Below are 12,509 nucleotides of genomic sequence, written 5' to 3' on the forward strand. Positions count from 1 at the left end.
ACGGTTGTTCCGATTACGGAGCGGCGAGCCCCACCGCCGCATCGAACCAGCCTAGCCCGACCTTGGTCGAAACAGGTCGGCTTGTGCCGGGATTCACGGGGTCAGCGTTCGCGTCCGATGTAGCGGATGACCTCGACGTCGTCGAGGATGACCATTCCTTCGGTGACCAGTTCGTCGAGTTGGGGTAGGAAGGCGCGGATGCGGTCGGCGTCGTCGATGATGACGATCGCGACCGGTAGGTCGTCGCTGAGTGAGAGCAGCCGGGTGGTGTGGATGCGCGAACTGGCGCCGAAGCCTTCGATGCCGCGGAAGACGCTGGCCCCGGCCAGGCCCGCGCGGTAGGCGCGGTGCACGATCTCGGTGTAGAGCGGCTTGTGGTGCCAGGAGTCGGTTTCGCCGATGAAGACCGTCAGCCGCAGCGCGCCGCCCGCCAGTCTGGTCATCGTGACCTCCGCTCGGTGACGTACGATAGTTGTCTACTGTGCCCGGCCTCGCGGTGGCATTGAGCCGAGGCCGGGTCTTCCGCCGGCTAGATCCGGAGAGTGATGATGTCGCGGGCGGAGGTGATCTCTTTCGTGCCCAGGGGCTGATTCTGCAGTGCTTGCTCGACGATCGCGGTGTGGTGGCCGTGGAACATGACCACCACCAGCGTATCCGAGTCGACGACTTGCACGGCGGCGTGCGCCGCGACGGTGCTGTGCAACTCGGTGATTTCAACGGCACGCACGGTGTGTTCGAGCTCGGTGATGGCACGCATCATTGGGGAGCCTCCAGCGGCGGTGACGGGGAGTCGGTAGCTGTTCGTGGAATTTCTAATCTTAGCAACTAGCGATGAGCGTGGGGTCGGTGTTGCGAGGGCTGACGTTCTCGGTATGCAATTTTTCTCTATTGCAGTCTTTCGCAAATAGTAGAGTTAGGCTCGGGATTCTGCTAAACCTTCTGCTGTGGGTGACGGACTCGCACACGCGGATTCCCGCCTCGCTCCGGCGGGTTGGTGAGGCGCGTATGGGCTGGCTACGGAAGATCCTGCGCACCGGTCGAGTGGCCGAACCCACGCCCACCCGTCCCTGGCGTGCGGAAACCCCTGTGCCACTGCACGGTTCGCTGCAGTTGCGGCATGTCGACGCCGGGTCCTGCAATGGCTGTGAGGTCGAGATCTCCGGGGCGTTCGGCCCCGTGTACGACGCCGAGCGCTATGGCGCGCGGCTGGTTGCCTCACCCCGGCACGCGGATGGGCTGTTGGTGACGGGTGTGGTGACCCGGAACATGGCCGAGGCGCTGCGCCGCACCCACGAGGCCACTCCCGGCCCCAAAATCGTGATCGCCTGCGGTGATTGCGCACTCAACCGTGGCGTGTTCGCCCAGGCCCACGGTGTGGTGGGCGCGGTCGGCGAGGTGGTGGAAGTAGATGTCGAGATTCCTGGCTGCCCGCCACCGCCGGAGGCGATCGTGGCCGCATTGCGGTCGGTGACCGGACGGTGACCGCGATCGCCGAGGCGGCCCCGCGGGCCGTGCTGAAATCCCTGCGCCCGAACCGATTCGGGGCTGTGACGGCCGGTGCCGTCACGAGCGTGCTGGGCGCGCTCGGGGTGGTCGTGGGGTTGGGCGGGATATTCGGGCCGGTGCGATCGGTGACCATCGGCTGGTTGCTCCCGTTGGCAGGGGTCTCGCTGCGGGTCGACCGGCTCGGTGGATTCTTCCTCCTGGTGACCGGTGCGGTGGCGATCCCGGTGGGCGTGTATCTGATCGGCTACGCGCGTCGCGAGCACCTCGGCGGGACAACACTGACGGTGGTGCCGGTATTCGTCGCGACCATGCTGCTGGTGCCGTCCGCCGGTTCGGTGACGAGCTTCCTGCTCGCATGGGAGTCGATGGCCATCGCCTCACTGGCACTGGTATTCACCGAGCATCGGCGAGTCGCGGCACGGCGAGCAGGTGTGTTCTATGCGGTCATGACCCAGTTGGGTTTCGTGGCGATCCTGGCCGGGCTCTTGATCGCCTCGGCCTCGGTCGGCGGTATGGACGGGTTCGACGCTCTCGCCGGTGTGCCGGACGGTACGCGGGCGATCGTATTCGCACTGACCGTGGCGGGTTTCGGGTCGAAGGCCGGGCTGGTGCCGTTGCATGCCTGGCTGCCCCGTGCGCACCCGGAGGCGCCGAGCCCGGTGTCGGCGTTGATGAGCGCGGCGATGGTGAACCTCGGGATCTACGGCATCGTCCGCTTCGACCTGCAACTACTCGGCCCCGGGCCGCGCTGGTGGGGGCTGACCCTGCTGATCGTGGGTGGGGGGACCGCCGTGTACGGCGTTCTGCAGGCGTCGGTGCAGTCGGATCTCAAACGGCTGCTGGCATTTTCGACCACGGAGAATATGGGCCTGATCACGCTCGCGCTCGGGGCGGCGACGCTGTTCGCCGACGCGGGAGCCGGCTCGGCGGCGACCGTGGCGGTCGCGGCGGCCATGCTGCATCTGATGGCGCACGCGGGCTTCAAATGCCTGGGCTTCCTGGGCGCGGGCGCGGTGCTGGCCGCGACCGGATTGCGTGATCTCGACCGGCTCGGCGGCTTGGCCCGGCGAATGCCCGCGACCACGGCGTTGTTCGGCATTGCGGCGCTGGGGGCGGCCGGTTTGCCGCTGGGTGCGGGCTTCGTGAGCGAATGGCTGCTGTTCCAATCGCTGATCCATGCTGGAACGCAGGGGGATTCGGTGATTGCATTGGCCGCGCCGCTGGCGGTGGGAACGGTCGCACTCACGGCGGGACTCGGCGTGGCGGCGATGGTGAAAGCCTTCGGCATCGGCTTCCTGGCTCGGGCGCGCTCCGACAACGCGGCCGACGCCCGAGAAGCCGCGCCGACCATGCTGATGGGGATGGCGCTCGCTGCGATCGCGTGTGTCGTGCTGGCTATAGCGCCACTGGTGGCAGGCCCGGTCCTGCGCATCGTGGTCGGTGAGCTTCCGGCCGCGGGAACGACCGAATTCTCCGGTCTCGGCTGGACGGTTCGCCTGCCCGGGATCGACGGGACCATCGCCCCGGCATGGTTCGCCGCCGCCGTGGCCCTTGCCGTCGTGGTCGTCGCGGCTATCGCGAGCAGACGCGCGGGGCGCGGCCCGGCGCGGGAGGTGCTGCCGTTGTGGGCGTGCGGTGCGGACCAGCCGACCGCGCGCATGCAGTACACGGCAACGTCCTTCGCCGAACCGCTGCAACGGGTGTTCGACAATGTGCTGCGTCCGGATACCGACATCGAGATCACCCATCTGGCCGAATCTCGTTATCTGGTGGAGAAGGTCGCCTATCGGGCACGGATCGCCGACACGATCGAAGATCGGCTCTACCGTCCGGTGGTGCGTGTCGTGCGCCGCGCCGCGTTGGTGGTGGCCCGCGCCCATACGGGCAATGTGCACCTATACCTGGCCTACGGTGCGCTCGGAGTATTGATCGTGCTGGTGGTGTCGCGATGACCGGATCGGCGGTGGCGCAATGACATTGACAGCGGTTGCGGCCGGGGCGCTGCAGATCGGTGGTGTCGTCGTCGGCGCGCCGCTCGTGCTCGGCGCCATGCGGCAGGTGCGGGCGCGTGCGGAGGGCCGGGTCGGGGCGGGCGTGCTGCAACCGTGGCGCGATTTGCGCAAGCAGTTGCGCAAGCAGGCGATCACGCCGGTCGGTACAACGCTTGTCTTCGCGTGTGCCCCATTGGTTCTGGCAGCGACGACCATCGTGGTGGCAGCCGTCGCGCCGCTGGTGGCTACCGGGTCGCCGCTGGACGGCGCCGCCGATCTGTTCGCCGTGGTGGGTTTGCTGTTCGTCGGCACGGTGGCGTTGGCATTGGCCGGCATAGACACCGGCACCGCGTTCGGCGGGATGGGCGCCAGTCGGGAGACGGTGATCGCGGCCTTGGTGGAGCCCACCATCCTGTTGTCGGTGTTCGCGCTGTCGATCCCGGGTGGTTCATCGAATCTCGGTGCACTGGTGGCGAATACGATCGACCATCCCGGGCGGGTGCTGTCGCTGAGCGCGGTGCTGGCCGCCGCGGCGCTGGTCGTGGTGATCATTGCCGAAACCGGTCGCCTGCCGGTCGACAACCCGAGCACGCATCTGGAGTTGACCATGGTGCACGAGGCCATGGTGCTCGAATACGCCGGGCCCAGGCTGGCGTTGATCGAATGGGCGTCGGCGATGCGGCTGACCGTGCTGCTGGCCTTGCTGGCGAATCTGTTCCTGCCGTGGGGAATCGCGGGCGGCGCGCCCAGTTGGGGCGCGGTGCTGGTCGGCCTGGCGGTGATCACGGTGAAGGTGCTGGTGCTGGCGACACTGCTGTCCTTCGCGGAAGTGTTCATCGCGAAGCTGCGCTTGTTCCGGGTGCCCGAACTGCTCGCGGGCTCCTTTCTGCTGGCGCTGCTGGCGGTGACGGCCGCCAGTTTCTTCACCTCGGCGGGAACGTAATGACCGAATCCGGATATGCGAGCGTGCTCGACTTCGCCGCGGGCGCACTGGTCCTCGCGGCGGTGTTCGTGGTGTGGCGTCGCGATCTGCGTGCGATCACCGGATTGCTGGGTGCGCAGGGTGTCGCATTGGCGGTCATCCCGATCGTGCAGGCCGTCCACCACGGCGACGGGCTACTGCTGGGAGTCGGTGTCGCGGTGCTCGCGCTGCGGGCGGGCATGTTGCCGTGGCTGCTGGCACGGGCGATCGGTGCGGAACACCGTGAGTATCGGGAGGCGACGCCACTGGTGAACACCGCCACCTCGTTGCTGATCGCGGCCGGGTTGACGGTGGCGGCGTTCGGTGTGACCCGGCCGCTGGTGCGCCTGGAGCCGACTCCGGAGACGGCCGCGGTTCCGGCGGCCTTCGCGGTCATCCTGATCGCATTGTTCGTCATGGCGACGCGCCGGCACGCCATTTCGCAGGCCGCTGGATTCCTCATGCTGGACAACGGGATCGCCGCCACCGCATTCCTGCTCACGGCCGGTGTTCCGCTCATTGTCGAATTGGGCGTCTCGCTGGATATCTTCTTCGCGGTCGCGATCATCGGCATCCTCACCAGCCGTCTGCGCCGCGCGTTCGGCGGGGCCGATCTCGACCAGTTGCGGGAGCTGCACGATTGATGACGATCCTGGTTCTGGTGGCGATACTCGCGCCGGTCGGCGCCGCGGTGGCCGGTGCGCTGGCCGGATGGCGGCGCGCCACAGCGGTATTCACGGCATTCGGCGCGATCGCTGTGCTGGGGTGCGGCGTGGTGCTGGGGGCGCGGCTGGACGGCCGGACGCATGTACTGGGCGGCGGACTGCTGCGGGTCGACGCGCTGTCGGTGCTCATGCTGATCGTAATCGGGACGGTGGGCGCGCTGTCCGCGGTCGCGAGTATCGGCTACATCGAGGAGGAACTGGTCCACGGTCACACCGACACCCGAGCGGCCCGGACCTATGCGGGCCTGGTCCCGGCGTTCCTGGCCGCCATGGTGGTCGCGGTGTGCGCCAACAATATCGGTGTGGTGTGGGTGGCGGTCGAGGCGACCACGGTGGTCACCGCTTTCCTGGTGGGGCACCGGCGCACCCGCACCGCGTTGGAGGCCACCTGGAAGTATGTGGTGATCTGCTCGGTCGGCATCATCGTGGCGTTTCTGGGCACCGTGCTGCTGTACTTCGCCGCGCGGCACGCGGGCGCGCCCAGCGATCGAGCCCTGGACCTGGATGTATTGCTTACGCACGCAAACGGTCTCGATCCTGACATCACTCGCATGGCAGGCGGGCTGCTGTTGATCGGGTACGGCGCCAAAGCCGGTCTGGCGCCGTTCCATACCTGGCTCGCCGACGCGCACAGCCAAGCCCCGGTGCCGGTCTCGGCCTTGATGAGCGGGGTGCTGCTATCGGTGGCGCTGTCGGTGGTGCTGCGCATCAAGCCGATCGTGGATGCCGCGACCGGCCCCGGATACCTGCGGGTCGGCCTGCTGATCGTCGGCTTGGCGACGCTGCTCATCGCGGCGGCGATGCTCACGGTGACGCGCGATATCAAACGCATGCTGGCGTATTCGTCGATGGAGAACATGGGCCTGATCGCCGTCGCCGCCGCGGCGGGCTCGCGGCTGGCGATCGCGGGACTGCTGCTGCACATCCTGGCCCATGGCGTCGGCAAGACCGTGTTGTTCCTGTCGACCGGACCGCTGCAGGCCGCCCATCGGTCCACCACGATCGGCGCCATGACCGGCGTCATGTCGCGGTCCCGGCTCATCGGAGTGGCGTTCGGGGTCGGCATGGTCGTGCTGCTCGGTCTGCCGCCGTTCGCCATGTTCGCCAGCGAACTGGCCATCGCCCGTTCGCTCGCCGACGCGCGCCTGGTGTGGGCGCTGGGCCTGGCATTGCTGCTCATCGCCGTCGCGTTCGCGGCATTGGTCCGCAACAGCAGCCGGAACCTGCTCGGCCCAGGGCCTGCCGATGCGCCGGTGGTCACCGTGCCACGGTCGATTGCCGCGGCATTGGTCGCGGGAATAGCGGTGTCGGCAGTTCTCGGCGTCACCGCAGGACCGCTCGGCGATCTGCTCACCACCGCCGCCGAGCAGGTGACGGCGCGATGACCGGCCCGGCCTCGGCTCCCCGGATTCGACGGGCCGTCACGACCGCCGAATTGCCCGACGCCGCCGAGGATCTGCTCGGTGACGGTTTCCGTCTGGGCCTGGCCGCCGCTCATGACGACGGCGACGGGATGCTGCGAGTGGTGTACCTGTTTCTCGCGGGCCGCCCCGATCGGCGCGTCGAGCTGGAATGCGTCGTGCCTGCCCGGGATCCGGTGCTTCCATCCTTGGCGTACGTCTCCTTCCCCGCCGGGCGTTACGAGCGGGAAATGATGGGCCTGTACGGTCTTCGCGCACAAGGGCATCCACGGCCGCGGCGGCTCGTGCGGCATGCGCACTGGCCCGAGGACTGGCACCCCATGCGCGCCGACGCCGGTACCGCACCCGAGTTCGGAGGATCGGGCGAGCTGCGCTTCCTGACCGTCAGTGGTGACGGGGTCTACGAGATTCCGGTCGGGCCTGTGCACGCGGGCCTGATCGAGCCGGGCCACTTCCGGTTCTCGGTCGTGGGCGAAACCGTGGTGCGGCTCAAAGCCCGGCTCTGGTACGTCCACCGCGGTATCGAGCGACTCTTCCACGGCCGGCCCGCCACCGCCGCGGTCGATCTCGCCGAACGCGTCAGCGGTGACACCTCGGCCGCGCACGCGCTCGCGCACTGCCTCGCCGTCGAGGACGCGCTCGGCCTCACCGTCCCGACGGCGGCACAGCGGTTGCGGGCGCTACTGGTCGAACTCGAACGGCTCTACAACCACGCCGCGGATCTCGGCGCGCTGGCCAATGACGTGGGCTTCGGACTCGCCAACTCCCACGCCCTGCGCATCCGCGAGCATCTGCTGCGCATCAACGCCGACATCACCGGTCATCGCCTCCTGCGGGGTGCGATCAGGCCGGGAGGCATTGTGCTGCGGTCGCTTCCCGATATCCGTCGGCTGGGATCCCTCGCCGAGGATCTCGCCGAGGTTGTGGAACTCACCTTGCGCAATGCCGTGATCTACGACCGCTTCGCGGGTACCGGCGTACTTGCCGCCGATGACGCCCGCGCGCTCGGCTGCCTCGGCTACCCGGCCCGCGCGAGCGGCTTGATGACCGATGCTCGACTCGACCATCCCATTGTCGACCTGCCGGTAACTGAAGTCACCGCAGATACCGGTGACGTGCTCGCCCGGTACACGGTGCGCGGCCAGGAGTTCGCCGCCTCGACTCGGCTCGTCACCGATCTCGTCGAAACACACAGCGGCCCAGTGGAATTCATGGCCGAACCCACGTATGGCGAGCGCCGCAGCGGAGTCGGCATCGTGGAGGGCTGGCGCGGAACGATCGTCCACCGCGCCGAGGTCGACGACACTGGGAGGCTGACTCGCGCCAAGATCGTCGACCCGTCCTGGTTCAACTGGCCCGCCCTCCCGGTGGCCATGCGCGAGACGATCGTTCCCGACTTCCCATTGGTCAACAAGAGCTTCAATCTCTCCTATGCCGGCAACGATCTCTAACCGGGCAAACCCAACTTGGTCTGTTTGCTAAACTATGCAATCAATGGGGCCGTTGCCGACCGGGAACAGCCACCTATCGGAAGGGGAGTGGCTCATATGCCCGGACTGCCACAGCCGCTCTATCAAATGAAGGCCGACTTCTTCAAAACCCTCGGCCACCCTGTGCGCATCCGAGTCCTCGAGCTGCTCAGCCAGCGTGAACACGCGGTGTCGGAAATGCTCGCCGAGATCGGCATCGAGCCGGCGAACCTTTCTCAGCAGCTGTCCATCCTGCGTCGTGCGGGACTGGTCACCGCGCGCCGCGAAGGGCTGTCGGTGACCTATGAGCTCACCTCACCGCAAGTCGCCGAACTGCTCGCCGTCGCGCGCGTGATCCTGACCGGCGTGGTCACCGGCCAGGTCGAAGCCTTGGTGCGGCCTGCCTGAGCCGCCATGCGTTCGGTGGCGGTGCCTGTCTTCACTGATTGCAGCTTTTCTAAACTCATTACCTAGTTGTTTTGCAAAGCAGAATCCGCCGTGACCGATCAGTCCACCGCCGTCACCGGGACCGCACACGCGCCGACGAACCATGAGGGTGTTCTCGCCTGGGTGGCCGAGGTCGCGGAGCTCACCGGGCCGGAGCGCATCGTCTTCTGCGATGGAACTCGCGACGAGTGGGACCGGCTTACCGCGGTGTTGGTGGACAAGGGGACGTTCGTTCCTCTCGACAAGAAGCCCAACTCCTTCTGGTGTGTGTCCGATCCCGACGATGTGGCCCGGGTGGGGGACCGCACGTTCATCTGTTCCGAGCGCAAGGACGACGCCGGTCCGACCAACAACTGGGTGGATCCGGTCGACATGCGCACGGTCATGACCGAGCACTACCGGGGAGCCATGGCGGGGCGCACCATGTATGTGATCGCCTTCTGCATGGGGCCGTTGGACGCCGAGGACCCGAAATTCGGTGTGCAGATCATCGATTCGGAATACGTGGCCGTGTCGATGCAGATCATGACTCGTTCCGGTGCGGCGGTGTGGGAGAAGCTCAGCGCGGGGACCGAATACGTCAAGTGCCTGCACTCGGTGGGCATGCCGCTCACCGATGGTCAGGCCGACGTGGCGTGGCCGTGTGACAAGACCAAGTACATCTCGCATTTCCCCGAGCGCCGCGAGATCTGGTCCTACGGTTCGGGATACGGCGGCAACGCGCTGCTGGGCAAGAAGTGCTTCGCGTTGCGGATCGCCTCGGTGCTGGGCCGGGACGAGGGGTGGCTGGCCGAGCACATGCTGATCCTGAAACTCACGTCCCCGCAGGGTAAGACGCACTACATCGCGGCGGCGTTCCCGTCCTCGTGCGGCAAGACCAACCTCGCCATGCTCGAACCGGCGCTCGCGGGCTGGAAGGCGGAGACGGTCGGCGATGACATCGCGTGGATGCGGTTCGGCGCGGACGGGCGTCTCTACGCGGTGAATCCGGAGGCCGGATTCTTCGGTGTCGCACCGGGAACCGGTGCGAAGACCAACCCCAACGCGATCGCGACCATCGATCGCGGCAACTCGCTGTTCACCAATGTCGCGCGTACCGATGACGGCGACGTGTGGTGGGAAGGTCTGACCGACGACGCTCCGGCGCATCTGATCGACTGGCATGGCAGCGACTGGAGCCCGGTGTCGGGAACCCCCGCCGCCCATCCTAATTCGCGCTACTGCACCCCGATCGCGCAGTGTCCGTCGGTCGCGCCGGAGTGGGACGATCCGGCGGGGGTGCCGATTTCGGCGATCTTCTTCGGCGGCCGCCGCGCGTCCACCGTTCCGCTGGTGACCGAATCCTTCGACTGGGCGCACGGGGTGTTCACCGCCTCGGTGCTGTCCTCGGAGACCACCGCGGCCGCTGCGGGCGCGGTCGGCGTGGTACGACGTGACCCGATGGCCATGCTGCCGTTCCTGGGCTACCACGTCGGCGACTACTTCGCGCACTGGCTGTCGCTAGCCGATCGTGAGGGCGCACGGCTGCCGAAGATCTTCCAGGTCAACTGGTTCCGGCGCAGCGCCGACGGGATGTTCCTGTGGCCGGGCTTCGGGGACAATGTGCGCGTGCTGCAGTGGGCCCTGCAGCGCCTGGACGGCACCGCACCCGCCGAGGAAACACCGATCGGCTATGTGCCCGCGCCGGAAGCGCTCGACCTGGAAGGCTTGTCGGCGGTGCAGCGGGAGCTCGCGGCGGCGGCCTTGCACGTGAACCTCGACGAGTGGGTCGAGGAGATCGGTTCGATAGACGAGTGGTACGCCTCGATCGGTGGCAACCGGTTGCCCGAAGCGCTGCGCGAGCAGCTCGCGGTGCTGAAGACCCATCTCACCGCAGCGCGGGCGGCCGATTCCGTGACCGGCGCCAACTGACTGTGAAGGCTCTACTGCCCACTTGGTCGGATTGGCGACCGGCCGTGCGCGCCCCCGGCGCCGACCTGCTGTCTGGGCTGATCGTCGCCTTGGTCGCGCTGCCGCTGGCGCTGGGCTTCGGGATCAGTTCCGGGCTCGGCGCGGCCGCGGGCCTCGCGACCGCCGTGGTCGCGGGCGCGGTGGCCGCCGTGTTCGGCGGCTCGCGCTTCCAGGTGTCCGGACCGACCGGGGCCATGACCGTGGTCCTGGTGCCGATCTTCCAGCAGCACGGCGGGGGAGGAGTGCTGGCCGTGGGGCTGCTGGCCGGTCTCCTGCTGGTGGTGCTCGCGATCGCCGGGGTGGGGCGTGCGGTGCGCTATATGCCCGCCCCGGTGATCGAGGGTTTCACCGCGGGTATCGCGGTGGTGATCGCATTGCAGCAGTTCCCGTCCGCGCTCGGCATCGCCGATGTCGAGGGGGAGAAGGTGTGGCAGGTCGCGTTCGACGCGGTGCGCCAATATATTTCGCAGCCACATCACATGACGCTGGTGACGGCGCTGATCGTGGCCGCGATCGTGCTGATCGGCGGCCGCTGGCTGCCGAAACTGCCCTTCGCGCTGCTCGCCGTCGCCGTCGCCACGGTGGCCGCCACGGTATTCGAGCTGGATCTGACCCCCATCGGCGCGCTGCCGGTCGGGTTGCCCGCTCCCACACTGGGATTCGTGCACCTGGATCAGCTGGGCTCACTCCTCGCGCCCGCGCTGGCCGTGGCCGCGCTCGCGGCGCTGGAATCGCTGCTGTCGGCCACCGCCGCCGACGCCATGGCCGTGGGCACCCGCCACAATCCGGACCGGGAACTGCTCGGCCAAGGCCTGGCCAATATCGCCGCGCCGCTGTTCGGCGGCGTCCCGGCCACCGGCGCCATCGCGCGCACCGCGGTCAATGTGCGCTCGGGTGCGCGTACCCGGCTCGCCGCGCTCACCCACGCGGTGATCCTGGCCGCGATCATCTATCTGGCCGCGCCGCTGGTGGCCGATATCCCCTTGGCCGCGCTGGCCGGTGTGCTGCTGGCGACCACCGTGCGCATGGTGGAAACAGCATCGTTGGCCGCGATCGCGCGGGCGTCGAAAGGCGATGCGGCCATCATGGCGGTCACCTTCGTGGTCACCGTGGCCCTGGACCTGGTGACCGCGGTCGCCGTCGGCGTGGGTATCGCGATCGTGCTGGCGCTGCGGTCGGTGGCGAAAGAGGCTCGGCTGCACCAGATTCCACTCGAGCCGCCGCTCGAGGACAGCGATCACCTGGCCGAGGAACACGAGCTGTTGCACGGTCACATCGTGGCCTACCGCCTGGACGGACCGCTGTTCTTCGCGGCCGCGCACCGCTTCCTGCTCGAACTCGCCGAGGTGTCCGATGTCCACGTGGTCATCCTGCGCATGTCTCACATCACCGCGCTGGACACCACCGGCGCGCTGGTCCTCAAGGACGCCATCGGCAAACTCGAGCACCGCCATATCATCGTGTTGATGTCGGGCCTGCGCGCCGATCACCACCGGCGGCTGGCCACCATAGGGGCGCTGCCCGCCGGTGGCGCCGCGCACCTGTTCGACCACACCCCTGACGCCATCGCCTGTGCCCGGGAGTTGGCGCCCGCACTCGCCAGGAACACGCCATGACCGAACGCACCACGCCTACCTTCGTTCAGCGCATCCGCTACATCACCGGCGGCACGCTGCCAGCGTCGATGTCGCAGTGGGTGATCGACGATCTCACCGGACCGGGCGCGGCTCGCCGCTACCTGATGCGGATACTCATCCCGATCATTCCGCCGCTGTGCCTGTTCCTGCTGATTCCCGGCCCGCTGTGGATGGGGTTGTCCATGATGGCGCTGCTGTACCTGCCGCTGATCTACTTCACCGTCGCGCTCATGTACGTGTATCGCCGGGCGTGGCTGGCCAAGCACGGCCTCGACCCGGAACTGGCCAACCAGCGCGAACGCCAACGCGCGGCCGCCGACCGGGAAGCCTACGAAAGACGCCACGGCAGAGGCTGACATCCGATGGCGGCAAGGTTCGTTGGGGCCAGCACAGACGGGCACA

Annotated in this window: 12 protein-coding genes; 10 read left to right on the forward strand and 2 right to left on the reverse strand. The window is 67.9% G+C overall.

From position 1 onward, the window contains the following. Positions 1-101: 101 nt before the first annotated feature. Entirely contained in the window at positions 102-443 is a 342-nt protein-coding gene (locus tag NC4_RS12860; protein WP_067536965.1) for a DUF190 domain-containing protein, read from the reverse strand. 86 nt (positions 444-529) lie between these two features. Then, positions 530-760, reverse strand: coding sequence for a hypothetical protein (locus NC4_RS12865; protein ID WP_067536968.1), 231 nt, complete (start codon positions 758-760; stop codon positions 530-532). 245 nt (positions 761-1,005) lie between these two features. Here NC4_RS12865 and NC4_RS12870 point away from each other — a divergent pair, with 245 nt between their 5' ends. The 10 genes from NC4_RS12870 (at position 1,006) to NC4_RS12915 (ending at position 12,463) form a co-directional block, all read left to right on the forward strand. Next, complete coding sequence (locus NC4_RS12870; RefSeq protein WP_067536971.1) at positions 1,006-1,482, forward strand: NADH-quinone oxidoreductase subunit B family protein; 477 nt, start codon at positions 1,006-1,008, stop codon at positions 1,480-1,482. Between the two features lie 29 nt (positions 1,483-1,511). Continuing rightward, positions 1,512-3,458, forward strand: a complete 1,947-nt coding sequence (locus NC4_RS12875) for a proton-conducting transporter transmembrane domain-containing protein (protein WP_067537971.1) — start codon at positions 1,512-1,514, stop codon at positions 3,456-3,458. A 19-nt stretch (positions 3,459-3,477) separates the two neighbouring features. Further along, positions 3,478-4,440 (forward strand): respiratory chain complex I subunit 1 family protein, encoded by a 963-nt coding sequence (locus NC4_RS12880; RefSeq protein ID WP_067536974.1) that lies wholly within the window; start codon positions 3,478-3,480, stop codon positions 4,438-4,440. After that, on the forward strand, positions 4,440-5,102 hold the full coding sequence (locus tag NC4_RS12885) for a hypothetical protein (RefSeq protein WP_067536976.1): 663 nt from the start codon (positions 4,440-4,442) through the stop codon (positions 5,100-5,102). The genes NC4_RS12880 and NC4_RS12885 overlap by 1 nt, the downstream gene beginning before the upstream one ends. Continuing rightward, positions 5,102-6,568, forward strand: coding sequence for a proton-conducting transporter transmembrane domain-containing protein (locus NC4_RS12890; RefSeq protein WP_067536979.1), 1,467 nt, complete (start codon positions 5,102-5,104; stop codon positions 6,566-6,568). The genes NC4_RS12885 and NC4_RS12890 overlap by 1 nt, the downstream gene beginning before the upstream one ends. Beyond that, entirely contained in the window at positions 6,565-8,055 is a 1,491-nt protein-coding gene (locus NC4_RS12895; protein ID WP_067536981.1) for a hydrogenase large subunit, read from the forward strand. The genes NC4_RS12890 and NC4_RS12895 overlap by 4 nt, the downstream gene beginning before the upstream one ends. 96 nt (positions 8,056-8,151) lie before the next feature. Then, on the forward strand, positions 8,152-8,481 hold the full coding sequence (locus tag NC4_RS12900) for an ArsR/SmtB family transcription factor (RefSeq protein WP_067536990.1): 330 nt from the start codon (positions 8,152-8,154) through the stop codon (positions 8,479-8,481). 90 nt (positions 8,482-8,571) lie between these two features. Continuing rightward, the gene (locus tag NC4_RS12905; protein WP_067536992.1) at positions 8,572-10,431 is read left to right on the forward strand and encodes a phosphoenolpyruvate carboxykinase (GTP); all 1,860 of its coding nucleotides are present in this window, start codon (positions 8,572-8,574) and stop codon (positions 10,429-10,431) included. A gap of 2 nt (positions 10,432-10,433) precedes the next feature. Continuing rightward, positions 10,434-12,086 (forward strand): SulP family inorganic anion transporter, encoded by a 1,653-nt coding sequence (locus NC4_RS12910; RefSeq protein ID WP_067536995.1) that lies wholly within the window; start codon positions 10,434-10,436, stop codon positions 12,084-12,086. Next, positions 12,083-12,463 carry a DUF5313 family protein gene (locus NC4_RS12915; RefSeq protein WP_067536997.1) on the forward strand — a complete coding sequence of 127 codons (381 nt, stop codon included), beginning with the start codon at positions 12,083-12,085 and terminating at the stop codon, positions 12,461-12,463. The genes NC4_RS12910 and NC4_RS12915 overlap by 4 nt, the downstream gene beginning before the upstream one ends. The last annotated feature ends 46 nt before the right edge of the window (positions 12,464-12,509 follow it).

The sequence above is a fragment of the Nocardia crassostreae genome (genome assembly GCF_001613405.1).
GTDB lineage: Bacteria > Actinomycetota > Actinomycetes > Mycobacteriales > Mycobacteriaceae > Nocardia > Nocardia crassostreae.

What these genes read in the sequence shown, in the direction of transcription:
- NC4_RS12860 (WP_067536965.1), bottom strand. Translation starts at nt 443, where the DNA reads ATGACCAGACTGGCGGGCGGCGCGCTGCGGCTGACGGTCTTCATCGGC.
- NC4_RS12865 (WP_067536968.1), bottom strand. Translation starts at nt 760, where the DNA reads ATGATGCGTGCCATCACCGAGCTCGAACACACCGTGCGTGCCGTTGAA.
- NC4_RS12870 (WP_067536971.1), top strand. Translation starts at nt 1,006, where the DNA reads ATGGGCTGGCTACGGAAGATCCTGCGCACCGGTCGAGTGGCCGAACCC.
- NC4_RS12880 (WP_067536974.1), top strand. Translation starts at nt 3,478, where the DNA reads ATGACATTGACAGCGGTTGCGGCCGGGGCGCTGCAGATCGGTGGTGTC.
- NC4_RS12885 (WP_067536976.1), top strand. Translation starts at nt 4,440, where the DNA reads ATGACCGAATCCGGATATGCGAGCGTGCTCGACTTCGCCGCGGGCGCA.
- NC4_RS12890 (WP_067536979.1), top strand. Translation starts at nt 5,102, where the DNA reads ATGACGATCCTGGTTCTGGTGGCGATACTCGCGCCGGTCGGCGCCGCG.
- NC4_RS12895 (WP_067536981.1), top strand. Translation starts at nt 6,565, where the DNA reads ATGACCGGCCCGGCCTCGGCTCCCCGGATTCGACGGGCCGTCACGACC.
- NC4_RS12900 (WP_067536990.1), top strand. Translation starts at nt 8,152, where the DNA reads ATGCCCGGACTGCCACAGCCGCTCTATCAAATGAAGGCCGACTTCTTC.
- NC4_RS12915 (WP_067536997.1), top strand. Translation starts at nt 12,083, where the DNA reads ATGACCGAACGCACCACGCCTACCTTCGTTCAGCGCATCCGCTACATC.